The following is a 23182-nucleotide window of genomic DNA, read 5'->3' as shown; positions in this document are numbered from 1 at the left end:
GCATTCAAAAACAAAAAAAGTACCATGCTTACATGGTACTTTTTTATGCAATCAAAATTAAGCTTCTGAACCCAACATTAACTTTGATTGTTTTCTTTCTTGTAATGATTGCTTAATCACAGCATAACCCGAAGATACACCTAAATATGCGATAACAAAGGCTACGAATAAATCCGGAAATATAGTGCCTGTTCCAAACACGCCTACAGCTGCCAAAACAACAGCAATATTGGCGATAGAATCATTTCGACTACACAACCAGACAGAGCGCATATTGGCATCACCATCGCGGAATGCATAAAGCATTAAAGCAACAGAAACGTTAGCAATTAAAGCGATTACCCCAATTGCTCCCATGACCATCGGTTCAGGTGAAACACCATGAAAAAATGACCAAACGACTTTTGCAATAACGAAGAACCCAAAAGCAGCCATCGTTATACCCTTAACAAGTGCTGCGGTTGCACGCCAGTAAAGGCTCATCGAAAGCACGACTAAAGACAGAGCATAATTTGCAGCATCTCCGGCAAAATCTAATGCATCTGCCCATAATGAAACAGATTGGGCTTTATAACCGCCGACTATTTCAACGACAAACATGAGTGCATTAATTACAAGTGCAATCCATAACGCTTTTCTAAAGCGCGGGCTTGCTTTCTTTGTAGGAGAGCAGGTTGAAGCACATCCACATCCAGCCATTTTATTTCCTCAAAAACTCTTTTATAGTGATTAAAAACCCTTGAGTAGCTCCAGAGTCAAGTCTTATGAGTCTTTCTATTGGTCAATTATCAAAAAAAGCAGATGTCCCGATCGATACTATTCGTTATTACGAAAAAGTAGGTGTGTTGGACCGCATTCAGCGCTCAGAAAATAATTATCGTGTTTACACAGATCAAACACTTGCAGACCTATTATTTATTAAACATTGCCGTGAATTAGATATTTCTCTCAGTGATATTAAAACGCTAAAAGAAATGAAAGCTCAGCCGAAACGGGCTTGTACGGAAGTCGATAACTTGGTGAATAAATACTTGATAGAAGTATCGGAAAAGATTGAGCGACTGTTGCTTTTAAAAGAAACCCTAATCGATTTAAAACAACACTGCTCTACCGACCGTACAGTAGATGAATGCGGCATTTTAAAAGAACTACAAAACCATCCTTAAATCATCATAAAACGGGCAATAAAAAAGCATCACTCAAGTGATGCTTTTTTAATATTAACGATCGCTATGTTCATCTGGTGGAACTTCTGTGATTCTTCCGCCACGAGCTAAAAACGCAGCGACTTCATCTTCCAACGCTTGGCGTTGTTTTTGTTTCGCAGTTACGGTAAGCGTTTCTGCTTCTGCAAGATCGGCATCAGTTAAGTTGCCTGCTTCTTCATCAGCTGCGCCACTTTCAGCCGCTTTGGCTTCATCTTCATCTACAGCAGAATCTTCTGCATCTTCATAATCATTGATATCTGTCATTTTTACACTCCCCACAATGATTTGTATTGCATCATCGCTATGGTCTTCGAGACCTCAGAAATTTAGCAATCTCTTTGCATTTAGCAAAGAGCCAAATTGGTCAAATCCGTATCTTTTCTGACCGAATTGGTAATGATATATAAATGATTGTTTAAAAAATATCTACTGATATTTATTTAGATCAGTAGAGCATAAACTTCGTAATTATTTTAACGACTATACTGGGTGTTTTGTAAAGCCCCTAAACCATTTGCTTGTTGCATAAAACTCTCTTTTAAGAACGAAATTTGTTCAACTTGCTTGAGTCCCACGTTCCGAGCCCAAATCAATGGAAATAGCTCACTGCTTTCTAGCCAACCAATTGCCGACATACTATGCATCATCGCATCATTTTGTCCTTTACGGCGGTGTTCATAACGCATTAAGGTTTGTTCATGTGCCCATACGCCACGGCCTAAATCATGCAATAGTGCATCACAGAGTATCGCTGCATCTAAACAACCAATATTCACCCCTTGTCCAGCAAGTGGATGAATCACATGAGCTGCATCACCGATTAGGGCTAGACCAGCTTTAACGTATTGTTTTGCAGCGCGCGCTTTCAATGGAAATTGTGCTCTTGAACGAACATCTAACACTTCACCCAACATATGTTGGCTTTCTCGAGTTAAAAGCTGCATAAACTCGCTATCACTTAAAGCCGAATATTCATCGGTATAATCATCTGGCAGTGTCCAGACAATGGACTGCCAATAACCGTTTTCACTTTCTTCAAGACTCGCCATCGGCAAATATGCCAAAGGTCCAGTAGGCAAAAAGATTTGCCGAGCAACATAATGATGAGGCTTAGACGTTTTTATCGCACAGCTAATCGCTGCTTGTTTGTAATCTAGTACATCTAGATCAATAAAGGCTTGCTCACGTACAAATGAATTGGCGCCATCAGCACCAATAAGCAGTTTAGTTTTAAGTGCCGTGCCATCTGCCAATTGAATATGCCAGCACCCGACACCTTGTTCAATACGGGTAACACGAACTTGAGTACGATAGTCTGTTAACTGCTCAAGCATTTTTTGTTGAATAGCAACATTCAATACACTTGGCTCAACCATAGAACCCAAGGCTTGCTCTGGCATTGGTCTTTGTACAGACTCATGGCCAAAATTAATTTCACCATAGCCATTTAAATTCCACACTTGCATGCCGGTATAAGGCATTTGACGTGCCAGATCATCCCAAACATTGACTGCTTTAAGTAAATGAATCGTCGCTTGGCTAAGTGCTAAAACACGTGGATTCATCACGCTTAATGTTTTTTCAACATCAAGTACAGGGGCAGCATCAAGCACGGTAGGCTGTACACCACCTTGTGCAAGTAATAAAGCAGTTAAGCCACCAACTAGTCCACCACCAACAATGACGACATCTAACACTTCACTCATGCTTTTAACCCCATTGCATAGTTTGCTACCAGTGGCTTAACACCCGGAATGACATCAAATGCAATTAATCCAGTATTACGGATTAATTTTAATAATGGGTTTTGGTTACTAAAGCCCCGAACTACGGTATCGCAGAATTTAATTACTCGCTGCTGGTCAGATAAACGGGCTTGTTCATAGGCAAGTAAATTATCTGGGTTACCAATATCATCAGATGCGCTTAACTGGTTCACTAAATAACGCAGCAATACATCTGCATCACGCAGACATAAATTAAAACCTTGCCCAGCAACAGGATGGATTGTATGCGCTGCATTACCCATTAAAATAACGCGTCCAACCGCTTGTTTATGCGCAAGCACTTGTGAAAGCGGATAACTAAAGCGTTTACCCGTTTTTTCAAATTTACCCGCTCTGTCACCATAAGTTTTTTGCAAGGCATCTAAAAAGTGTTGGTCGTTTTCTTCGCCCAACCACTCACCTTCAGTGCCTTTTTTAACAGGCCATACCACTGAGCGACGGTATTCACCCGGTAATGGCAACAAAGCTAAAGGCCCTAATGCACTAAAACGTTCAAACCCTACATGCTCATGCGGTTTTGAAGTCTGAACAGTCGTAACGATCGCAACCTGATCATAGTCGTGGACATCGACACCAACGCCGATAGCCTGACGACAGAAAGAGTCACGTCCATCTGCGGCAATTAATAGCTTTGACTCAAGTTTTAAAACTTCATCACCACGCTTGGCTTCAATATGTACTTGTTCAGTATCTTGAGTTAAAGCAGTAACCTGTACGCCATCAATCAGCTCAATCAAAGGCTGCTGACGTACTTGAGTCAATAAAACACGACCCAGCCAAGCATTTTCAATCACCTGTCCAAAGCTTTCGACTTTTTCTTGTTCTGCAATTAAGCGCGCCTTACCAAAACTGCCTTGTTCAGTAATGTGAACTTGTAGGATTGGAGTCGCGTGTTGCTGTAATGCATCCCATAACCCCAGCTTCTGATAAATCTGTACACTACGACGCGATAAAGCCGTATTACGCGCATCAAAACTGGAATGATAAGGGGCAACATTTTGATCATCATAGTTTGGGTATTTCACAGCTTCTAACAGCTTTACTGCAATATTAGCCTTCGCCAGCATGAGCGAAAGGCTAAGTCCAACCATTCCCCCACCTACAATAATCACTTGTTGTTGCATCGAGTTGTGCTCCTTTGGCGAATACGTTTAATTATGATTTAGCTTGCGCCATTAAATGTTCAATATCTGCAATATTTTTAACCACATCAGCAGTTAAAACTCGTGGTCCTTTCGAGGTTGCGACCACATCATCTTCAATACGAATACCAATACCACGCCATTTTTTATCTACACTTTCATCGTCTGGTGCAATGTATAGGCCTGGTTCAACGGTAACGACCATACCTTCTTCATATTGACGCCAGTCTTCACCTTTTTTGTAAGACCCGACATCATGTACATCCATTCCTAACCAATGACCTGTACCATGCATATAAAATTGACGGTATGCTTCGGTTTCGATAAGTTCGTTAATATCCCCGTTGAGCAGACCTAAATCCACTAAGCCTTCGGTTAAAATTTTAACTGCTACTTCATGAGGCTCACGGTACGAATTACCAATGCGTACTGCATCAATTGCCGCATATTGAGAAGCCAAAACAACTTCATATAATGCTTTTTGCTCAGCACTAAATTTACCATTGACCGGAAAAGTACGGGTAATATCTGATGCATAGAACTCATATTCACATGCAGCATCAATTAAGACTAAATCACCGTCTTTAAGAGGTTGGTTATTTTCAACATAGTGCAAAATACAGGCATTAGCCCCACCACCAACAATACTGTTGTAAGAAGGCACACAGCCGTTTTGCCCAAATATATAATTGAGCTCGGCTTCTAGTGCATATTCCATCATGCCAGGGCGAACAGTTTGCATTGCACGAGTATGTGCCTGAGCACTAATTGTTGAAGCAATTTGCATCAGCTCAAGTTCTTGTGGTGACTTGATTAACCGCATTTCATCGACAATACGGTCGAGCTGTACCAGTTGAGCTGGAGCACTTTGATGCCGATGCTCAGCATCTGCTTTTTTAATCCACTGGCTCACTCGTGCATCAAACGCAGCATTGTGTCCGATTCGATAATAAAGACGCTCTTTATTTAATAATTTTTCAATAATTTCTTCATCAAGCAGATCAATTGCATAAGCCTCGTCTGCATCATAGTCTTCAATCGCGCCATCAATTCCAGCACGGTAACCATTCCAGATTTCCATCTCGCGGTTACGTTCACGACAAAAAAGACTATAACTATAGTCAGTTACATCCTCAAAGGTTTCAATAACTGCAACTGCTTCAGGCTCAGCAAAGCCCGTCAAATAGAAAAAACTACTATCGGCACGGAATTTATAATCCGCATCACGATTACGGTACATCTCCTCACGCGTTGCAATAATTGCAATACTGTTAGGACCCATTTTTTCTGCCAGACGGTCTCTACGATGTTGAAAATCAGCTTGAGGCAATTTCATAATGATCTACTTGATTTAGAATTTTAAAGTCAAAAAATAAAATACAACCAATAACACATCGCCTCAATTAGCTTGGGCGATGTGGTGTAAACATTTCAACAATATTCTGATCTGTACCTAGAGCAGCAGTTTTACTTTTTGCATGAAAGTTTTTCAATAAAGAACTTTCAGCTACAGTGATTTTTTTTCTGCCAATAGACAAGCTTACAGGAATTAAGCGTACAAATTCATACAATTCTTCGTAACTGCTTTCGCCTTCCTCATCATTGTCAGAATCTTCAAATTCGACTGCTGCAACATCTTGAAGGTGTTCAATCAATTCGCGCTCATCACCACGCACATGACCAGATGCTAAACCGAAACCTAATACAACACCCGCACACCAATCAGATAATGCTTGCACACGTTCTTGAAGTAGATGTTCATCGTCTGGAAGCATTGGTAGATAATCTAATTCATCTTCCGATAAAGCATGAACTACATCTTCTGCTTCGTCAGTTAAAAGCGCTAAAGCATCTTCACTTAACTCTGGCACATTAAGGGTTGTTAAAATTTGTGACCATTCTGCACGCGTAGGCGCTTCTGTCACACAAACAATACCTGTTAACAGACCATGTAACTCACTAGGGCTTGAAATTTCTTCAATTCCTTCAAAATGAGCGTTCCAATCTGTCCAGCCTGAAATATCGTCTTGCATTCGTTTATCCAATCTCTATACTTTGTATATATTACCTTTGATTGCAATTCTGTGCGACCTCGTTATGTTAGAACAATTACAGCGTCTACAAGCGCATATTGGCGTTTTAAAAACACGCTTACATCATCTAGAGAGTGAAAATTCTGCTCTCTCGGAAGCTAAAGAACTGGCTGAAACAGAGCATCACGCACAAGTTGTGCAAAAAAATAGCATCATCACTAAAAAACAAGAGGAAATTGAGACGTTAACTGAGCAACTCACTCAGTTACAAGGCCAATTTCAACAATTGAATCAAGATGCTAACACACTTGCAGAGCGTTACAGCCGCCTAGAAAAAAGTACGACCGATTTAAAAAATCGTTTTCAGGAAATTTTGGCAGAGCGTAATGAATTACGCGTGACCAAAGAAAAACTTCAGTCACAGCAACGTCAAACTCAACAAGAGTTACACGACTTGCAGCAAGATCGTGACCGTTTGTTACAAAAAAATGAACTTGCTAAAGCAAAAGTTGAAGCCATCATTCAACGTTTAGCAATTTTAGGTACTGCTCAAGATCAACATGCGCAAGAAATTCAGCAACTTGCTCATCCAAATGCTGAAGCTGGTGAGGAGACACAATCATGAGTGAACAAGTCATGGTAGAGCTTCGGCTGATTGAACAAACTTTTAGGCTTGCAACGACTTCTGATAAAAGAGAAGAGCTTGAACGTGCAGCTGAGCTTCTCAATGAAAAATTCAACGATATGCGCCGTAGTGCACCTCGTGTTGAGCATAATAAACTTGTCATTATGGTTGCTCTACAGCTTACCCAAGAAGTGTTAAGCCTTAATAAATCTTTGCAAGAATATACGCATTGTGAACGTCTATTACAGGCTATTTTGGAAGATGTTGAACAAATAGTGTAAACAATTCGCATAAAGCTTCATCAAACGCAAAGTAAGTTTACAGTTCGATAGGCTCAGATGATTGCCAACGAAGCCAGATCAGTTATACTAAAGCTGTCTCTGGGATGTTCGCCAGCCGGTCTGATTCCCCTGAGCCGATATCATCTCTTTAGGATGGTGTTCTGCATATTTAGAGCGTATGCCTACCCCGAGTAGGAAACCCAGCAAGTATGCGTCACCTCCACCTTGAACTTTAGGGTTCAAGGGTAACGACATGCAGCGGCATCTTCGGAGCATTTATTTTTAATAGATAACAATAACTTAAAACAAAATCCCCTACTTAAAACTCTCTTTTTTAATAGACCAAACCTTCAAAATAGACTCTTAATAGACTTCACAATTATTGTATTGTATCGTTAGGTATTGCTTTGTATTGCTTAATTTAAAGATGGCTCAACACATTAAATTTACTAAATCGGTAATAGACTCTATTCCTTTGTCTGAAGAGAAACAAATCTTTTACAGAGATACAGTAACTATAGGATTTGGCTTATGTGTGGGCAAAACTAAAAGCTATTTTGCTGAAAAGAAAATGCCTAATGGCAAGTCTAAACGTAAAGTTATTGGAAAACATGGCGTCTATACATTAGAACAAGCCAGAACTGAAGCTAAACGGCTTCTTATCTTGATGGATGAAGGTGTAGATCCAGTTAAGCAAAAGCGTGATTTACGAGCTTCAGCAATTCAAAATGATGCCTTACAAAAGCTAGTCCCTACCCTTAGTGAAGCTTACCAATACTATAAATTGCGTAAAAAGCTGGCGGAAACATCTTTAATTGCCTATGACGGATGCATAGAAAACTACTTTAGTGATTGGAAAGATTTAAAACTTGACCAAATCACCAGTGCAATGATTATTGATCGTCATCTGAAGCTTTCGAAAGCAAGCCCTTCCCGAGCTAATCTTGCATCAAAATTTTTACATGCTCTCTTTAACCATACGATTAGCAGGTATAAGGATGAGTCCGGGAATAAAATTCTAAATATAAAAAACCCGGTTGTTATCGTTAAAGAAGAAAAAGCTTTCAATAAAATTAAACGTAGAAAAGGCCATGTTCGTGCAGATCAGCGCGAAGCATGGGCATTGGCTGTGGCCACTACTTATTGGATGGGTGAACAAAATAACGATTTTAGAGCGTACACAAACCAAGACTTTTTATTCTTACTTGCTCTAACTGGTTTTAGACGTAGTGAAGCAGAATCTGTTGAATGGAAAAATGTAGATCTTCAATTTGGTACCATCAAAATTATTAATACGAAAAACCATGAGGATCTTTTGCTACCTATGGGTGATACCCTTTGGCACATTATGCGTGAACGAAAAAAACGTGCCGGTGATAACAAATATGTCTTTACCGATAGAAATGGTGTTTCCCATATTTCAGACCGCCGAGCAGCACGTGACAAAGTAACTGAGAATTCTGGTATCGAATTTACGTTCCATGATTTACGCCGCACCTTTGGCACTATCGCGAACAGCTTGGCCATAGGAAGCTATACGATTAAAAGGCTAATTAACCATACCACTGACGATGATGATAACGATGTGACTGATGGATATATTCAAGTTTCTTTCGATGATTTAAAGAAAGCTATGAATATGATTGAAGACGTGATTATTTCTGAACCAGTAAAAGCATTAATCAAAAGTCGCTTATATTTCGAGAAAAATGAATCGAGAAATCAGGCTCAAGAATTAATTAACCACCACATTCAAGTGTTAGATAACTTTAAAATGGCAGGCCAAATTCTAGATTTTTAGAACTCAAGTTTTAAGAAATCCTTAAGTAATTGAAAAATTCTTCTAAATAGTTAAAATTAATGTGACGCATTTATCACTTTATATAAATTATGAAAAAGATATTTTTAGCTGCTTTAGCAACAATTGGTTTACAAGCCTGTACTACACCTTATCAAGAAATGGGGGCTTCTGGTGGCGTTGAAGCCACTATTATTGATGATAATGTCTTTCAAGTACGCGCATCTGTAAACGGATATACCCATAAATCGATAGCAAACCAGTACGCATTACGTAAAGCTGCTGAAGTATCTAAATCGCTAGGGTGTAGTTATTTCTCAGCTATTAACAATACAAGCCAGAGTTACAATCAAAATATTTCTAAAGTTGATGCTGGCCTTAAGACTACCCCAAATGGTGTCTATTATGTCTCAAGTGCTGGTACACAATATAAGTTAATTAAACCATCCAGAAACAATACCTATGTTTGCTTTAATGAAAAGCCAAACACTGTTTTGCCTGGTTTAATTTACAACGTTAAGTATGTTCTGGGTTCTCCAATGCCTACAGGTAAATTCAAAGTTCCGAATAGCTGGCGTTAAAGATATATACCATGAGGGTGAATAATAGCGTCTACAGTCTATTATTTACCCTCTTTTTATTTATATTAGTTATGATGGAAAAGTAATTTCGAAAATCATAAAGAGGTTACTTTGTATGTGCGCGAACTATGAACCTATAAATAAAGATCGAGTTCACCTACTAGATCTATTCGAACCGACATTCGACTATAAGAATGGTGTTTATCCGGGTTACGACTGCCCTCTTATTTTTTAAATATAAAAGAACCAATACATTTTATAAAACGAAGCAAGTCTATTTTGCTTCGTTTTATATAAATTAAAAATATATTTATTTACATTGGCTCAACATATCAAGTTTGTTATTTACTACCTGAGTTTTTACATCCAGCAAACTTAACAAACTTGGGAATAAATTATCCTGACTTAACTTTTGTTTAGTTTGTTGGCTTAAACAATTCACTTGAGCAAGATTATGTTGTTTCCAACTTTCAGAGAACCACATAATCATTGGTACATGTGTTTGTTGGCTCGGTGCGATTGCATAAGGTGAACCATGTAAATATAAACCATGTTCTCCGGTTGATTCGCCATGATCAGATAAATACCATAAACCTGTCTGATACTTTGATATTTCTTTTAGAGTATTAATCATTTGGCTTAATACATGGTCTGTATATACAATTGTATTATCATAACTATTTAGCAATTCAGTTTGCGAACAGCCCTGTATCGCATTAGTATCACAAGTCGGTTTAAAAGGTTGATATGCCTCAGGTGCACGCTTGTAATATGCAGGTCCATGACTACCCACTTGATGCAGAACAATCAAACGCGGACGATCATCATCTTTGGCAATAGTAGCCAAATACTGCTTTAAGCTGTCAATGAGAATGTCATCATAACATTCGCCATCTTTACACCATTTTTTCTTTAAGTTTTCTGGAATCTGGTATTGTTCAACGCGATCACATGCACCTTTACAACCCGAGTTATTATCAATCCAAGTCACTTGGTAACCCGCACGTTTTGCAATATCTAATAAACCTTCGCGGTGACTAGCTAATTGCTCATCATAATCTACACGTGGCATACCCGAGAACATACATGGCACAGAAACAGCTGTCGCCGTACCGCATGAGCTCACTTGCGAAAAGTTGAAAATATCTTGTTTAGAAAGCTCCGGATTCGTATTTTTTGCATACCCATTTAGAGAGAAACTTTCGGCACGTGCCGTTTCACCTACAACAAGTATCATTAACTTAGGGAGGTTCTTTTGTACTTGCTGAACTTGATGAGCATCTTGTCCATATATCACAAGAGGCAGATTTTTCTTCGGAGCCTTCTTATGATAGTAAGACATAAGCGATGAAATACTATTTTGCGGTGAAATCATCCCTTTTAAATCACGATGCTCACGAAATATTGCAGCGAAATCGACATAGTAAGTAAAAAGTAAAACACCGACCACTGCAAATGAAGCTACCAGTGAGAATACTTTCTTCAATAACAACCGTGATGCTTTTTCTTGTTTAAATTTAACTTGAGTAATTAAAAAAATGGGCAAAATAACAAAAAAAACTGTCCATAAAACAAAGCGTAAAGAGATTAGATCGGTAAATTCCGAAACATCGGTCTGCACCATATTTTGAATTTGGTCGGGTGAAATAATGACACCCAATGTGTTTACAAAATAAGAGCTAAAGCCACCAATAAATATCAATAAAATTGCAAAGATTTTGGCAGTCCATTTCCAATTTATTAATTGAAAAATTAAATTATATGCCGCTATTAAAATAACTAATGTCGCCCCTAAGAAAAGAACTGACTTAATACCATTATAAGGTGTAAGTTGATGGATTTTTTTAAAAAAACCTATATTCAGAAATAAACCTAGCCAGATAGATAAAAGCAAATTAAAATTTAATAGTGTAACATCCTTGCATATTTTTTTGAATTTAAAAACATTAAGTGCCATTTTTAAAAACCATTAAATATAAAAAATGCTAAGATTAGATACCATACCTTAAAGAAAAATTAAAAAAGAACCTTTGTAATATTCTTTATTTATATGACGATGGCTCCTTGAGCTAAAAAATCAGTTCATTATTTGAACACATTTTATAAATAAAAAATTTTAAACTTTATAATTGATTATTTTAAAATCTTAAAACCGATTAATTATTCGGCTTTAAGACTATATTTTTATTACTAAATTTGAAGACAGGAGATAAGAACTAACTTTATATCTTTAGCAACCTAAATATGCATAGTTATCCCCAGTTGAAATGCTCGCCCTGGTAGAGGGGCAATATATTTTAGAGGAGAGTTTTGTGGTCTAGCCTCTTCGTTCAGCAGATTTGTACCATTTAAAAATATATCAAATGAAGCATTTTTAATCTTTAATTTTTTATCTATCTTAAATTCAAGTAAGTTGTAACCAGATAAAGGAACTTCCTGTATTACATTCTTACCTAGATATCTTGGCTCATCGTAGTAAATACTTGAAATTTTACCTTTCCAAGAATCATTTCTCCACTCAAGAAACATGCCATAACGATTAGTAGGCATATTTGGTAGGTAAACTCCATCATTAGCTAACCTTATATCTGTAGGATTAACAGCCTTATTTTTAACAAAATCAGCTAAACCACCTAGTTTAATATTCCCAATATGAGCTAGATTAAAATCATAAATTAAATCAATTTCAAACCCTTTGACGTCAGTGTCTGTCTGTTTCCAGTATTTTAAAGGTAATCGATTTTGCACAGCAACACCTGAATGAGATAAATACATATAATTTTCAAAATCCATTTGATACCCAACAAGTTGCATGACCCAATTATTCCAATTCAAAAACATACCTAACCCTAAACTTTTAGATTTTTCTGGTTTGAGATTCTGGTCGCCTTCTTCTTGTGCCATAACAGAATAGTGAACATTACTTGAATAGAGCTCATTCACTTCAGGTGCTCTTTCTGAAATACCATAATCAACTTTTAAATTTATAAAATTATTAACCTTATATTCTCCTCCGATAAAATATTGGTTTAAATTATATTTTCTATTTTCTATTCTTGAATTACTAGCATTTCTTGCTAGTTTAAAATCATTATCTTGAAGCTCATGTTCAATTCTTTCAAAACGATAGCCCGTATTTAAAGTAAATTGTTTGATATTTAATTCTTCTTGTAAGAATATAGCTTTACTAATAGTACTTACATTAGGTAAATAGCGCTGAGTACCACTTCCTTCGATATTCCTATTTTTAAGGCTAAAACCAAGTATCCCATCTAATCCCTTAAAGGATGACTGTTTCATTATTAATTCAATTAATTGATTATCAATTTTATACTCATTAGCTTTTGCAGTACCAACATATTCTCCAGATTTATTAGAAAGCTGTTGAAAATTCAAACTTATCTCTTCTGCAGAGGAAATTGGTTGGATAAAATTGGAATTTAATACAAAACGATTTTGATCTATTTTCACACCAACCGGTAATGTTTCATAAGAATCAGCAAAAGATTGATTTTGTAATGAAAATCCTGGTACACCATATTCACTTTTTTTCTTATCTGCACTCAATCCAATGAAACCTTTATCAAAAAAGTATGTTGTTCCAAACCCAATATTCTCATTCTGAGCATAACTGTTACCTAATTTTTTAAAATAATTTGGTGTAACATCCGTATTGATCTTTTTTATTGTATTTTGCGGAGTATTAGGTATGTACTCTGGATTTTTTGGATTTATATATGTTTTTCCTCCCCATATAGATGTGGGCTTATCTGTATAAAAAGAAAAATCGCCATCTGCCCAATCAGGATTCTCAGTCATAAATTTATCTATGTATGGTTGTGACGACTTGTTATAAATATGTTGGACTCTACTATCTTTTTGACAGGAAGCTGCTAATGCACTATTGATCCCACCTGAATTTGAAAAAATCTGGTCTTCACATAATTTGGCTTTACTATTTCCTGGAATTTTATAAGAAGAAATTTCATATTCTGAATATCTTATATTTGTAGACCAGTTTTTTTGATCATTGATGTTAAAATTGAACCCCTTTACATCAAAATCATTAAATCCTTTCCGAAAGACAATATCTAATTTGTTTGGCTTTTCTTCAATTTTTTTAGGAATTAAACCCGATTCTATTTGAACACTCCCGCCTATTGCATTTCCGCCATAACGAATATTATCTGTATTTTTGTTCACTATCACTTTTTCTATAAAAATTGGATCGAATGGTATATTAATATTTCCACTAAATGCATTCATTCCATTAATAAATTCTCCATTTTCAATTACTCCAACCCGATTTCCACTCAAACTACGTATAACTGGTGCACCTGCATTGGGTCCAAATGAAGTACTTTGTATACCTGTTATATTTTTAAGAGCATCACCTATTGTATTGGAACTTTCTACTTTTTCTTTGTCCACCACATAATTTTTTTCCTTTAATGCATTTGCCTTAAAAACAAGAGGCTTTAAAATTGCAATTCTCTCCTCAGCTTGCACTTGCTGAATTGCTATAAAAATTAACGGTAAAGCTGCCAAAGGTTTCATAATCCCCCCCTTTTTTAAGAAAAGGTTATATTATAACATAACATTAAAAAAACAATCCCTATACATCCAAGCACTTTCATTTATTAGTAAACAGAAAATGATGATTCAAGTTAAATAAGTAGTTTCTTTATTCATTTGATGCTTTTTGGATTCTTTTAACAGATTGAAAAGCTTCTCAACTACAACAGAAGAAATTTCATTACACAATTTAAGGATAGAAGTATGTGCACAACCCTAGGATGAAAGATAGAGGATTATCAAGCTATACAATAACAAACATAAGACTACTCGAGCTTTGTAGAAGTATGTGAATTGAAGTTTATTAAATAGCCCTGATCATTCAGGGCTTTTTTTTATAATGCTCTAGCGCAAATTGAGACATTGACATTGCTATTGATCGTATGAGCTGTGCATCCTGAAAATAGAATGCACAGCAATGTAATTGTTAAAGCTATCTTTGATCGTCTGCAATGAAAGACTTTCATATAACAACTCGATTGGCGATCCAACCATAGAAAAACTGTTCCTGGCTAGGATTGCGTTCACAGATTTCAATGTAACGTTGCCCTTGCATGATATTAAGAACACGCACCAGGACTTTTTCGCCGTCTTTTCCACGCTTGGCCAGATAAGTTTTGAGTGCATTAAGAGTTGCTGGACCATAAATTCCGTCAACTGTTAAATCTGGCCAACCTGCTTTACCTTGGTTATTCAGCAAATTTAAAGCACGCTGTAAGAGTGGTTTTGCAAATCCGGTACCGCAATTTACCCCAGTATCTAAAAGCTCTTCAGCAACTAACGAGCTAATTACATTCACTTGATCAAATCGCGGATCTGTCCAATACTGCTTTTTATAAATGGCTTTGGCCACATCAAGCGGTAAATCTTTCATGTTGCCCTTAAAGCCGTTAGTACGTGCTACTGCTTCAGTAATACCGTACTTTGTTTCACCGCCTCGATCTGCTGGGTTGTTTACGTACCCGCCCTCACGCTTAATTAACTCGTCCAGATATTGTTCAATGTTCATTTCGGTTTCCTTCAGATGTAAAAAACCGCCCGAAGGCGGCATTAGCTGTTTTCAATGTCTTTTCTGGCTTTCTTAAACTCTTTGATCACTTCAACGATCGTTTTACCTTCCTGTTTATCTATAAAATTAAAAATCCAACGGACTAAAGCCCAACCGGGTAAACCACAAACAAAGAAGAACCCACCTAGAGCAATCATCCCCCATACATCAGTAACCCATTCATGAAGTCCCCACTTCACAATAATGAATGAGCCGCCAGCCAAACTTGATACAACCGTACAGATCAAACCAACTGCCCACTCTTGTGGTGAGCGTGGCATACGAGTCATTAATACAACTGCTGCAACCAAACCGACTGCTAAAGTCACCATGATTGCAATCCCATATAATTTTAAAAGTGCTGTAAAACCGCTAGTGGAAACTGGTTCCATTAATTTCTCCAGAAAATTTAGGTAATAAAAAAGCACCCGAATTGGGTGCTCAAAGTTCTTATAAGGTTTAAAGGGTTTGTAAGATTTTCCCTCCATTAATCAATTGAGTTGTCAGTGGTGCAACTCCCACAATTGCAGGTCCACCTGGCCCCGGCTGACCTTCAGTTGTGCCATGGTATTTCCAGTTCCATGTTCCATCATTAGTAGACTTGGTACCACGTTCGCCCCAGTTTCCGCCATCACCTGATAATGGGGATCCATAACGGTCATTTTGGGTTCGGTAGCCTTTTCCGGGTACCGAAGCTTCGGCATCAGTAATTTTTAAGACATTGAAGTAACTTCCAAAATACCAGCGCCAATCTTGTGAGTCGCTTGAAATTGGCTGGCCTGTCATGACCCGTCCAAATGGTGCACCAGCTCCACCCGGAATACCTTGAACACCATAAGACAACCCAGTGTAAATACCGCTTGGTGTTGCTCCACCACCAGATCCACCTCGAGCTAGAGTGCCGCCATCAATAATCAGGTTTAGTTTGCTGTGCCGGTTCAATAAACCGGGTGCTCCCTGAAACCCATCACGTCGGGTTTTAGTAAAGTTGTAATCCGGATCGGACTCCCATGCGCCAAATGCCAAATGAGGTAAACCGCCATCACCACCACGCCCAACAACAGCACCTTTAATAGTCAGATTTACCACCAGATCAGGTGGGAACTCACCAGTATCAATGGCGGGTAGTTCAGTCGCTGCAGGGGCAATAAATTCCTGTTTCGGCGGACTGGAGTTGTAGTCGAATTTATAGACAAATCTGGTTTCCGGTCGATAAGAACTCGAACTAGAAACTAGTGCACCAGATTCAACTACAAAACTGATTTCGCCAGTCGTTGGCAAATCCCCTCTTTGCATCTGATATAAACGCGCCAGATTAATATCCAGCTGGTCATATCGAATGTAAATTGGAGAATCATCAACCGGCACGTCAATAAAGTCTTTATCGTTGAGGTAATAGCGCTCATCGTAATTAATTGCTGTAATAGTATTAGAGAACTGGTCAACCGGTTCTCTTTTTGCAACCAGATAAGGCAATGAACCTTTAGTATCATCATTAACTACTGTATAGATGGTATTTACAAAATCATCAGGACTTAGCTTTAAGGCCCCGTTCGGCAACCGCCCTAAAACCACCTTATTTTTGGCTGAACCCGGTGTAACAGGAATCAGGTCCACTGTGCCATCCGCCATTTGCAGATAAATCACATAGCTCTTGCCTGCAATGAAATCTACATCATGGCTTAAGGTGAGGACTAAACCTTCTTGCTGTACCACCTCACCGCTTTGATGAATACCATTGCGATAATCCGCTACAGCAATCCGGTCACGTAAAACCAGTAATTCTGATTCTGGTGCCGCATCAAAGGTAATGGATTTGCGCTGGAAGCGCATCTTGTTCCAAATCCGGTATGCATTGAAATGCGCTTGCCACTTGTTTCGTACACCAACAGATTTCACCTCTTTTGGGTTTTTGGCTCCTTTATCCGGTAAATAGATATTGATACGGCTATCGTCGGTCGGATCCGTGTATTCATAGATCAGTCCGTCGTAGTCATCCATCACGCCAAAGGTCAGGTCATGCTTGTAACTATCCGGAATGATATTCCTGAAGTTAAACAGCATTACCGAGTTATCAGTTGGCCGTTCAAAATAAAGCTTGAGCTTATTGTTTTGCCGATATGCAGTACAAAACACCGCATCACAAAGATTGGTAACCAGCTCTTCAAAAGATAGATTCGTATCATCAATGGTAGTACAGAACTCAGCCGCTAGCGGCGTACCAAAATAATCAACTACATCATTATAGGTCCGATAGATGTTTTCAAGATCAATCTCATCGATCGAACGGCGGCCAATCTTGTCATCGAGTGCCATAGATACCAAAGCATCAGCAAAGCTAGACGTTGGATATAGCTCTGTTGTCATTGCCCCGTTTTTATAAGTCGGCAACATTCGCTGAAGATCAAAATTGATCTTGCGGGACTTAACAGATAAAGCTCCAGTGGTTGCATAAGTACGCGCACGAAAAACCGTTTCATGTTCATACACTGTGCTTTGTAAAGGATAAGCACCGTAAAGCGCCTGCCACTTTACTTCATCAACAACTGTTGTGACTGTCGGAGTCGGAGTTAAACGGCGTGCACGGACACTACAACGCCCCTGAAACGTGACCATATCAAGTGTTGCACCAACGGTCTGACGTGACTTTGCCGAACCTTTCAAAATGATCTGCTTCAGCATCGGATTACCAATCGCTGCACCAGATTCATTTACCGGTGTTACTTCAACTTCAATCGTGACATTAACAGCGGCCTGATACCCACCTGAAGAAACGGTATAAAGTCCATTGGTGGCCACAAAATTACACAGCACCCGGCTACGTTCAACATTGTCCAGAATGAATGGACCAATCCATTTTTCACCTATTGAACTGATCTTTGGTGACAAAGCTGCAGTTTGTTGGTTATTTAACTCTTTAAGCTTTAACCAGTTAGCATTAACGGCCGCCGGATTTGATAACGTCATACGGTCATCAGCTACCGATAGAACGCTATAAGTACCATTTAAATCAAAAGTCTGGCCATTAAACGTGAATGAGGCATTGGTGATTTCTACGCGGTCATTACTTACAAACTTAGTGGTTAAATCTGTGTTGTTTGCCGTTGCCCGAAGAATCTCGTTTGGATATGCAAAATGAAGGTAGTTCGTACCTTCTAAAGATTGTGTATCAGCAGGACGTAAAACTTGGCCATTAACAGAAGTTTGATGCTGAACCGTTAGTGGCGGCGTGGTAATTTCGGTACCAAGCGAGAAATATGGCTCACCTGAAACAATATCTACACCTGGTCGAAAGACTTCTACCGATGCGCCAGCAATATCGACAATATTGGTTTCACCGTCATAAGCTCTATTGATTTTATAGTGTCCACGCCCAATACAGCCCACTACATGCTCAACTTCAACGTTGTTTTCATATACCTTGTAAGGTACTGCGATTAGGTCGGGAGTATTCCACCCAGCTCCATAGTTATCAGCAATACGACCATTCACCCGGATCTTGTTTTCCCGGTTAGAAAGTTCATTGTTTGCTGAAGAAGACTGGTTAGTATTTTGAGTCGTTTGTGCTATTGATGGCGTTGGCATTAAAAATGCGATCGCAATACTAATCACAATCGAAACAATAGCCGCGACCCATTTAGGGTTCTCAACTACGATAAAAGTGCCCGGTAAGAAATCAAGCTGCTTTAAGTCATATGCATTCTTTGGTGTGACTTCATTCGCAAATGAAATTTCGGCATGATCCATATTGCTTGTAGTATGAAAGATACGGACATGCTCAGGCATATGTTCATATTTTGAAGTGAGCCATTGCCCAATGGTTTGAGCCTGCTCAATTGTCTTTTCTTCAGACAAAGCGTCTTTTTTATAAATAACTTTAATCATAATAACTGACCCGATTAAACCCCATTTCCATCACAACCTCTTCAGGCAAATAAGTGACTCCGCTTTCCATGAGGTGAAGAATCTTTTGCCCACGAAAAAGCCCCACATGCGGGGGCTTATTTCTTTGTCTCGGATGGAAGGCGACTATGCAGCCTTCCTTGGGCATGGGTAGCGGATTTAAAAGTTTTAACCGTGAAGATAAAAAAGTAATTTTGCCCTTAGGCTGCATAAAGAGTTCAAGCGCTTCAGCCCGATCTATGCCATATAGGTCCATTGCAGCTTCATGAACAAAGTGAACACAGTTGTAGTGATCCTCGTCATATTGCCTATCGAGCAAATGATCATGACTTTTCATATAGCCCCCTTCAAACCACTAAAGCGATCCAGTGCAAAAATGTCCCCAGTTTTAGTGGTATTTAATCGTGGTGATTCAGCCTTGAATGTCACAGCTTTATGGTTCATGGCGACACTTGAGAGTTGCAGTCCAAGTAAATAAAACATTGGAGAGTTCAGATTGTCTGAACTGTAAATCCGGTAATTTACGGTTGGCTTTACATCTGGATATTGCCCTTCGATTACCCGTTCAAACTCATCAGGCATCACATCACCTAGACCAGAGATAGAAACGGTTAATGTCTGGTCCAGATCACCAAGCATTCCGGATCTTTGTATAGAGACTGGCAAGAACTCATAATAGACCTGACCGGATCCTTCCTTATGTTGTACATAGACACCTCGGTCATCATTACGGACTACCCGATAAGTATTCATAAAAGAAGGATGTGATAGCTCAATACACTCCAGTTGATAGACATCAACTTTCCGATTGAAAAAGAACTTGGCATATTCGTTATCCATTAGACCTCCCAATCTTTAATTAATGCTATATCGGCATTCAGGTTAGGCTGGTTTTGAACAACTTCGAGCTGCGCGTTCACACGATATAAGTTGCCGTTGACTTCATTGGTCTTGAACGAGTTTGGAATGAAATTGCATAGATATTGCTGACGTGTTCCCTGATCAATCACCAAATCCGCATAAAATGAGGCTGGTTTGTTCTGGTAGACCCGCCAGAAAGCCATCATTTTATTGAAATCGGTTTTACTTAAGTTCCAGTTCACATCAACAATGTGGCTGTTACGTTTCACATCGATGTAATAGCGACCACGACCGCCATCCATCTGCTGACGTTTCACATCATCACCCGGTGTTACGCCATAGCCGCTGGTCTGAGGATTTAGCTTTAACTTGTACATAACTTTCCTTCAGGTAATAAAAAACCACCCCGAAAGGTGGTTTGATGAAATAAGGTTTAGATATTTAAATTAATTACAAAAACGATTTAACATTAAGAAATCGATTTAATAATAGTTTCTTTACCATCTTCAAAAATCTCTTTTACTACAAACTTGCAGTAGGCTTCATCTTGAGATGGTTCAGTCAGTAAAGCTGGATTCACAAAATCTTTGATCTGTTTTAAACGGATCAATTCATAATTTCCATTTCTTTCCAACTGATAGTCCATTTTTACATCACAACTATACATAGTAGTTGACCCAATAACAGAAGTAAGCCTGAAAGTTAACTTCTTATTTGCGGGTACTTTAAACTCAAAAAACTCTTCACCATTATTTAAACTGATTGTGGGTTTAGGCATATTTAATTTTTTGGGCTCATGCATAGAGCCATACTTTGTTAAATTATTTGAAATCTGCTTAGTTATTAGGTTTTTTGAAATTTTTTCACCCTCATTATTTTGATAAGTAATATAGAACTGCACCATGGGAATATTACTTCTATAAACCCTTAAATTTGCAGTATTTCCCGAAACATCATCCTGATACATATTTGTGGATCTTACGAGATTATTTACCGCAGGAATGGCACATCCCGTAAGGCCTAAAAGTGTTGTAGAAATTACAATTATTTTTTTCATGTCTTAACCATCAATTTTAATGCCAACAGACTCTATCACCTTGAAATTTAAATATTATGAAAATGAACCCTCCGAAAAGGGTTCAAATTATTAAGTACGATTTCTTCTCGCTGTCGTATTCTCAGTCAAAGACCGACTAATGGTTGAGTTTGGATTTGCGATTTGATCACTTACAAGCTTAGGTACCGTTCTTGGAAGCTGCTTATCCAGTTCATCTTTAACAATGATCCGGACTGTTTGCTCGTCCAGTTGTTCGGCTTCAACTGTCGCCCCACTCACCTGATTAATCACTTCAATTTTGAAATTGATTGTCGGTGAAGCTGGCTCAATTGAAGGCATCATCTCAGCTTGAGGGCGTGAAGTACTTCCTAAAGTAAAGTCCTGAACATCATCCAGATTTGAACGATCCTGAACTAAACCATTGGATGAGAAGTAGACCTTGCCATCATGGAATAAGTCTAAATTTCCAGAAGAAGCTAATTTAGGTGTGTCTCTATTACCCTTATAGATAATCTGAGTATCTTGAACCGGTTGATTAAAGATGTCAGCCTGCTTTTGGCTTTCTATAAAGGCACTAGAGCTCATCATTGCACGGCGCATGACACTATCTGCCAAGGCATTGTTATTGAGAAAAGCTTCAGGGTTTGCACTCTTACGCATTTTCTCGACTAAGCCAACACCGCCCCAGCGTTTAATATCTTCTTGGGACCAGACCACCTCTCCTTTATGGACAATACCAGCAGGCTGATATTTCCCACCTGATCCAGTGTAACCACCGTCAGCAAAGCCTTGATCTTTAATTGCCCGGATGTTTGCAATGATGCTTGCACCTTGTGCAATAGCACTTGCAATTAATGGGATATTTGCTGGAAAACCAACACTAGCCGCCTTTGCAATACTTTGCTGAATAGAAATACCTGCAGCTGCAATGGCATAAGCTTTATCAGCAGCAAACATGATCTTGTATGCTTTTGATTGCTCGCCAAACATTGAACCAAACATCGATGTGAACCGTACCGGGTTTGTCGGAGACTTTTTTATTTAAGTTAAGCCACCTGACCTAACGGGTTAATCTTATCATAGTACATTGCTTCAAACTCAAAAGGCGATACATAACCCAGTGCACTGTGTACACGCTTTTTATTGAACCAATCTACCCAGTTTAGTGTCGCAAGTTGTACATCTGCTAAACCTTGCCAATCTGCTTTTAAATATTCAATCACCTCTGTTTTGTATAAGCCATTCACCGTTTCAGCCAGAGCATTATCGTATGAATCACCCGTTGTACCGACTGATGCTCGTAAATTTGCTGCTTCTAAACGATTGGTATAGCGAATGGAAAGATATTGCACACCTCTGTCGGAATGATGAATCACATTCTTTGGCATGCCTCGATCATGCAATGCTTGCTCTAATGCATCAAGCACCATATCTGTATTCATCCGTGTAGATACTTTCCATCCAACAATTGCTCGTGAGAACACATCAATAACAAATGCGGTATATACCCAGCCTGAATGAGTTTGAATATACGTAAAGTCACCCACCCATAGTTGGTTTGGATGATCAGCATTAAAATTACGTTTCACTAAATCATCTGCCCGTTTTTGGTCATCTCGGTTACGGGTGGTTTGTTTATTCTTACCACGCCAAACACCTTGTATACCTAGCTTTTGCATCAATCGAGCAACTGTACAACGTGCAATAACATAACCCTCACGTTTCAATTTTTGCCAAACTTTACGTACACCATATCGACCTGAACTTTCTTTCCAAATTCGTTTAATTTGTTCAGCATGATACTCATCATGTAGATCTCGTTTCGCTCGATGTTCTGGATTGTCAGTGAGATCTAAAGTTCGGTAATAGGTTGAAGGTGCAATCGGTAAAATTCTACAAATCGCTTCAACACCATATCGATCTTTATTGTTATGGATAAAATCCACCATTATTTGTGTGGGCGGTCGAGCTCCGCCTGGGCGAAAAAAGCGGCTGCTTTGCGTAGAATTTCATTGGCACGTTTTAATTCTTTAATTTCACGTTCCATTTGCTTCATTTTTTCTTGGTCAGATATCTGTTGTACTTTGGCAGGATTTAGTTGATCCAGATGCTTTAAATACCAAACACGCAATGTTTCAGGAGTACAACCGATTTTAGGAGCAATAGCTGTGATTGCTGCCCAAGTAGAAGGATAATCTTTTTCAGATTCAATTAGTAATTGAACCGCTCTTTCTCTAATTTCGGGGGTATAGTTTGGTTTTGTCATCGGGATAGTCTCTCAGA

Annotated in this window: 21 protein-coding genes, 1 other RNA gene, 2 pseudogenes and 1 other annotated feature; of the genes and pseudogenes, 7 read left to right on the top strand and 17 right to left on the bottom strand. The window is 38.6% G+C overall.

What is annotated here, in order from left to right:
- Positions 1-57 precede the first annotated feature (57 nt).
- Positions 58-699 carry a cation transporter gene (locus tag EG365_RS14155; RefSeq protein ID WP_000896577.1) on the bottom strand — a complete coding sequence of 214 codons (642 nt, stop codon included), beginning with the start codon at positions 697-699 and terminating at the stop codon, positions 58-60.
- Positions 700-764: 65 nt separating this feature from the next.
- Between EG365_RS14155 and EG365_RS14150 the strand changes: the two genes are divergently transcribed.
- Positions 765-1166 carry a MerR family transcriptional regulator gene (locus EG365_RS14150; protein ID WP_000058923.1) on the top strand — a complete coding sequence of 134 codons (402 nt, stop codon included), beginning with the start codon at positions 765-767 and terminating at the stop codon, positions 1164-1166.
- Between the two features lie 54 nt (positions 1167-1220).
- Here the strand turns inward: EG365_RS14150 and EG365_RS14145 are convergent, their stop codons facing one another.
- The 5 genes from EG365_RS14145 to EG365_RS14125 all read right to left on the bottom strand — a co-directional run bounded on the left by EG365_RS14145 (position 1221) and on the right by EG365_RS14125 (position 6170).
- Complete coding sequence (locus EG365_RS14145) at positions 1221-1472, bottom strand: hypothetical protein (protein ID WP_000129799.1); 252 nt, start codon at positions 1470-1472, stop codon at positions 1221-1223.
- 209 nt (positions 1473-1681) lie between these two features.
- The gene (locus EG365_RS14140) at positions 1682-2914 is read right to left on the bottom strand and encodes an FAD-dependent monooxygenase (protein WP_000005670.1); all 1233 of its coding nucleotides are present in this window, start codon (positions 2912-2914) and stop codon (positions 1682-1684) included.
- Positions 2911-4119 carry an FAD-dependent monooxygenase gene (locus tag EG365_RS14135; RefSeq protein ID WP_001187364.1) on the bottom strand — a complete coding sequence of 403 codons (1209 nt, stop codon included), beginning with the start codon at positions 4117-4119 and terminating at the stop codon, positions 2911-2913. The genes EG365_RS14140 and EG365_RS14135 overlap by 4 nt, the downstream gene beginning before the upstream one ends.
- Positions 4120-4150: 31 nt before the next feature.
- On the bottom strand, positions 4151-5473 hold the full coding sequence (pepP, locus tag EG365_RS14130) for a Xaa-Pro aminopeptidase (RefSeq protein ID WP_000775459.1): 1323 nt from the start codon (positions 5471-5473) through the stop codon (positions 4151-4153).
- 67 nt (positions 5474-5540) lie between these two features.
- On the bottom strand, positions 5541-6170 hold the full coding sequence (locus tag EG365_RS14125) for a UPF0149 family protein (RefSeq protein WP_001150150.1): 630 nt from the start codon (positions 6168-6170) through the stop codon (positions 5541-5543).
- Between the two features lie 64 nt (positions 6171-6234).
- On the opposite strand from EG365_RS14125, the gene EG365_RS14120 reads away from it, so the two are divergent.
- From EG365_RS14120 to EG365_RS19390, 6 genes and pseudogenes are all read left to right on the top strand, one after another.
- Positions 6235-6795: a hypothetical protein gene (locus EG365_RS14120; RefSeq protein WP_000893185.1), complete on the top strand. Its 561-nt coding sequence runs from the start codon at positions 6235-6237 to the stop codon at positions 6793-6795.
- Positions 6792-7076, top strand: coding sequence for a cell division protein ZapA (locus EG365_RS14115; RefSeq protein WP_000003720.1), 285 nt, complete (start codon positions 6792-6794; stop codon positions 7074-7076). The genes EG365_RS14120 and EG365_RS14115 overlap by 4 nt, the downstream gene beginning before the upstream one ends.
- A 93-nt stretch (positions 7077-7169) precedes the next feature.
- Positions 7170-7354: non-coding RNA, 6S RNA (gene ssrS, locus EG365_RS14110), on the top strand.
- A 149-nt stretch (positions 7355-7503) separates the two neighbouring features.
- Positions 7504-8877, top strand: a complete 1374-nt coding sequence (locus tag EG365_RS14105; RefSeq protein ID WP_000046989.1) for a tyrosine-type recombinase/integrase — start codon at positions 7504-7506, stop codon at positions 8875-8877.
- Positions 8878-8966: 89 nt separating this feature from the next.
- Positions 8967-9455, top strand: a complete 489-nt coding sequence (locus tag EG365_RS14100) for a CC0125/CC1285 family lipoprotein (protein WP_000718101.1) — start codon at positions 8967-8969, stop codon at positions 9453-9455.
- 115 nt (positions 9456-9570) lie between these two features.
- Positions 9571-9687 (top strand): annotated as a pseudogene (locus EG365_RS19390) (SOS response-associated peptidase); the annotation flags it as partial.
- A 78-nt stretch (positions 9688-9765) separates the two neighbouring features.
- On the opposite strand, the gene EG365_RS14095 reads toward EG365_RS19390, so the two are convergent.
- From EG365_RS14095 to EG365_RS14045, 11 genes and pseudogenes are all read right to left on the bottom strand, one after another.
- The gene (locus EG365_RS14095) at positions 9766-11412 is read right to left on the bottom strand and encodes a phosphoethanolamine transferase (RefSeq protein ID WP_001207327.1); all 1647 of its coding nucleotides are present in this window, start codon (positions 11410-11412) and stop codon (positions 9766-9768) included.
- 281 nt (positions 11413-11693) lie between these two features.
- Positions 11694-14012, bottom strand: a complete 2319-nt coding sequence (locus EG365_RS14090) for a TonB-dependent receptor (RefSeq protein ID WP_000803006.1) — start codon at positions 14010-14012, stop codon at positions 11694-11696.
- 481 nt (positions 14013-14493) lie between these two features.
- Positions 14494-15039: a glycoside hydrolase family 108 protein gene (locus EG365_RS14085; protein WP_001019739.1), complete on the bottom strand. Its 546-nt coding sequence runs from the start codon at positions 15037-15039 to the stop codon at positions 14494-14496.
- A gap of 41 nt (positions 15040-15080) precedes the next feature.
- Positions 15081-15470, bottom strand: a complete 390-nt coding sequence (locus EG365_RS14080; protein ID WP_000433907.1) for a hypothetical protein — start codon at positions 15468-15470, stop codon at positions 15081-15083.
- Positions 15471-15537: 67 nt separating this feature from the next.
- Complete coding sequence (locus EG365_RS14075; RefSeq protein ID WP_000598556.1) at positions 15538-18963, bottom strand: host specificity factor TipJ family phage tail protein; 3426 nt, start codon at positions 18961-18963, stop codon at positions 15538-15540.
- Positions 18956-19318: a hypothetical protein gene (locus tag EG365_RS14070; RefSeq protein WP_000835160.1), complete on the bottom strand. Its 363-nt coding sequence runs from the start codon at positions 19316-19318 to the stop codon at positions 18956-18958. Before EG365_RS14070 ends, EG365_RS14075 begins: the two co-directional genes overlap by 8 nt.
- The gene (locus EG365_RS14065; protein ID WP_000368388.1) at positions 19315-19821 is read right to left on the bottom strand and encodes a DUF1833 family protein; all 507 of its coding nucleotides are present in this window, start codon (positions 19819-19821) and stop codon (positions 19315-19317) included. The genes EG365_RS14070 and EG365_RS14065 overlap by 4 nt, the downstream gene beginning before the upstream one ends.
- Positions 19821-20219: a hypothetical protein gene (locus tag EG365_RS14060; RefSeq protein ID WP_000277448.1), complete on the bottom strand. Its 399-nt coding sequence runs from the start codon at positions 20217-20219 to the stop codon at positions 19821-19823. Before EG365_RS14060 ends, EG365_RS14065 begins: the two co-directional genes overlap by 1 nt.
- A gap of 92 nt (positions 20220-20311) precedes the next feature.
- Positions 20312-20899, bottom strand: coding sequence for a hypothetical protein (locus EG365_RS14055; protein ID WP_000721057.1), 588 nt, complete (start codon positions 20897-20899; stop codon positions 20312-20314).
- Positions 20900-20989: 90 nt separating this feature from the next.
- Positions 20990-21907, bottom strand: a pseudogene (locus EG365_RS14050) (phage tail tape measure protein); the annotation flags it as partial.
- 38 nt (positions 21908-21945) lie between these two features.
- A protein-coding gene (locus EG365_RS14045; RefSeq protein ID WP_087486619.1) for an IS3-like element ISAba19 family transposase occupies positions 21946-23165 on the bottom strand; the annotation gives its coding sequence in 2 pieces (ribosomal slippage) (positions 21946-22889 and positions 22889-23165; 1221 coding nt in all).
- Positions 22774-22890, bottom strand: a sequence feature (AL1L pseudoknot). It overlaps the preceding gene by 117 nt.
- Positions 23166-23182: the final 17 nt, after the last annotated feature.

The organism is Acinetobacter sp. FDAARGOS_494, from assembly GCF_003812225.1.
Classification (GTDB): Bacteria; Pseudomonadota; Gammaproteobacteria; order Pseudomonadales; family Moraxellaceae; genus Acinetobacter; species Acinetobacter baumannii.
Note: the sequence above shows the minus strand (reverse complement) of the source record. Positions and strands in the feature narration are given on the sequence as shown.

Coding starts and splice junctions, on each gene's coding strand:
- EG365_RS14095 (WP_001207327.1), bottom strand. CDS start 11,412: ATGGCACTTAATGTTTTTAAATTCAAAAAAATATGCAAGGATGTTACA.
- EG365_RS14135 (WP_001187364.1), bottom strand. CDS start 4,119: ATGCAACAACAAGTGATTATTGTAGGTGGGGGAATGGTTGGACTTAGC.
- EG365_RS14065 (WP_000368388.1), bottom strand. CDS start 19,821: ATGGATAACGAATATGCCAAGTTCTTTTTCAATCGGAAAGTTGATGTC.
- EG365_RS14085 (WP_001019739.1), bottom strand. CDS start 15,039: ATGAACATTGAACAATATCTGGACGAGTTAATTAAGCGTGAGGGCGGG.
- EG365_RS14120 (WP_000893185.1), top strand. CDS start 6,235: ATGTTAGAACAATTACAGCGTCTACAAGCGCATATTGGCGTTTTAAAA.
- EG365_RS14060 (WP_000277448.1), bottom strand. CDS start 20,219: ATGTACAAGTTAAAGCTAAATCCTCAGACCAGCGGCTATGGCGTAACA.
- EG365_RS14140 (WP_000005670.1), bottom strand. CDS start 2,914: ATGAGTGAAGTGTTAGATGTCGTCATTGTTGGTGGTGGACTAGTTGGT.
- EG365_RS14090 (WP_000803006.1), bottom strand. CDS start 14,012: ATGAAACCTTTGGCAGCTTTACCGTTAATTTTTATAGCAATTCAGCAA.
- EG365_RS14105 (WP_000046989.1), top strand. CDS start 7,504: ATGGCTCAACACATTAAATTTACTAAATCGGTAATAGACTCTATTCCT.
- EG365_RS14055 (WP_000721057.1), bottom strand. CDS start 20,899: ATGAAAAAAATAATTGTAATTTCTACAACACTTTTAGGCCTTACGGGA.
- EG365_RS14155 (WP_000896577.1), bottom strand. CDS start 699: ATGGCTGGATGTGGATGTGCTTCAACCTGCTCTCCTACAAAGAAAGCA.
- EG365_RS14125 (WP_001150150.1), bottom strand. CDS start 6,170: ATGCAAGACGATATTTCAGGCTGGACAGATTGGAACGCTCATTTTGAA.
- pepP (WP_000775459.1), bottom strand. CDS start 5,473: ATGAAATTGCCTCAAGCTGATTTTCAACATCGTAGAGACCGTCTGGCA.
- EG365_RS14100 (WP_000718101.1), top strand. CDS start 8,967: ATGAAAAAGATATTTTTAGCTGCTTTAGCAACAATTGGTTTACAAGCC.
- EG365_RS14070 (WP_000835160.1), bottom strand. CDS start 19,318: ATGAAAAGTCATGATCATTTGCTCGATAGGCAATATGACGAGGATCAC.
- EG365_RS14115 (WP_000003720.1), top strand. CDS start 6,792: ATGAGTGAACAAGTCATGGTAGAGCTTCGGCTGATTGAACAAACTTTT.
- EG365_RS14080 (WP_000433907.1), bottom strand. CDS start 15,470: ATGGAACCAGTTTCCACTAGCGGTTTTACAGCACTTTTAAAATTATAT.
- EG365_RS14150 (WP_000058923.1), top strand. CDS start 765: ATGAGTCTTTCTATTGGTCAATTATCAAAAAAAGCAGATGTCCCGATC.
- EG365_RS14075 (WP_000598556.1), bottom strand. CDS start 18,963: ATGATTAAAGTTATTTATAAAAAAGACGCTTTGTCTGAAGAAAAGACA.
- EG365_RS14145 (WP_000129799.1), bottom strand. CDS start 1,472: ATGACAGATATCAATGATTATGAAGATGCAGAAGATTCTGCTGTAGAT.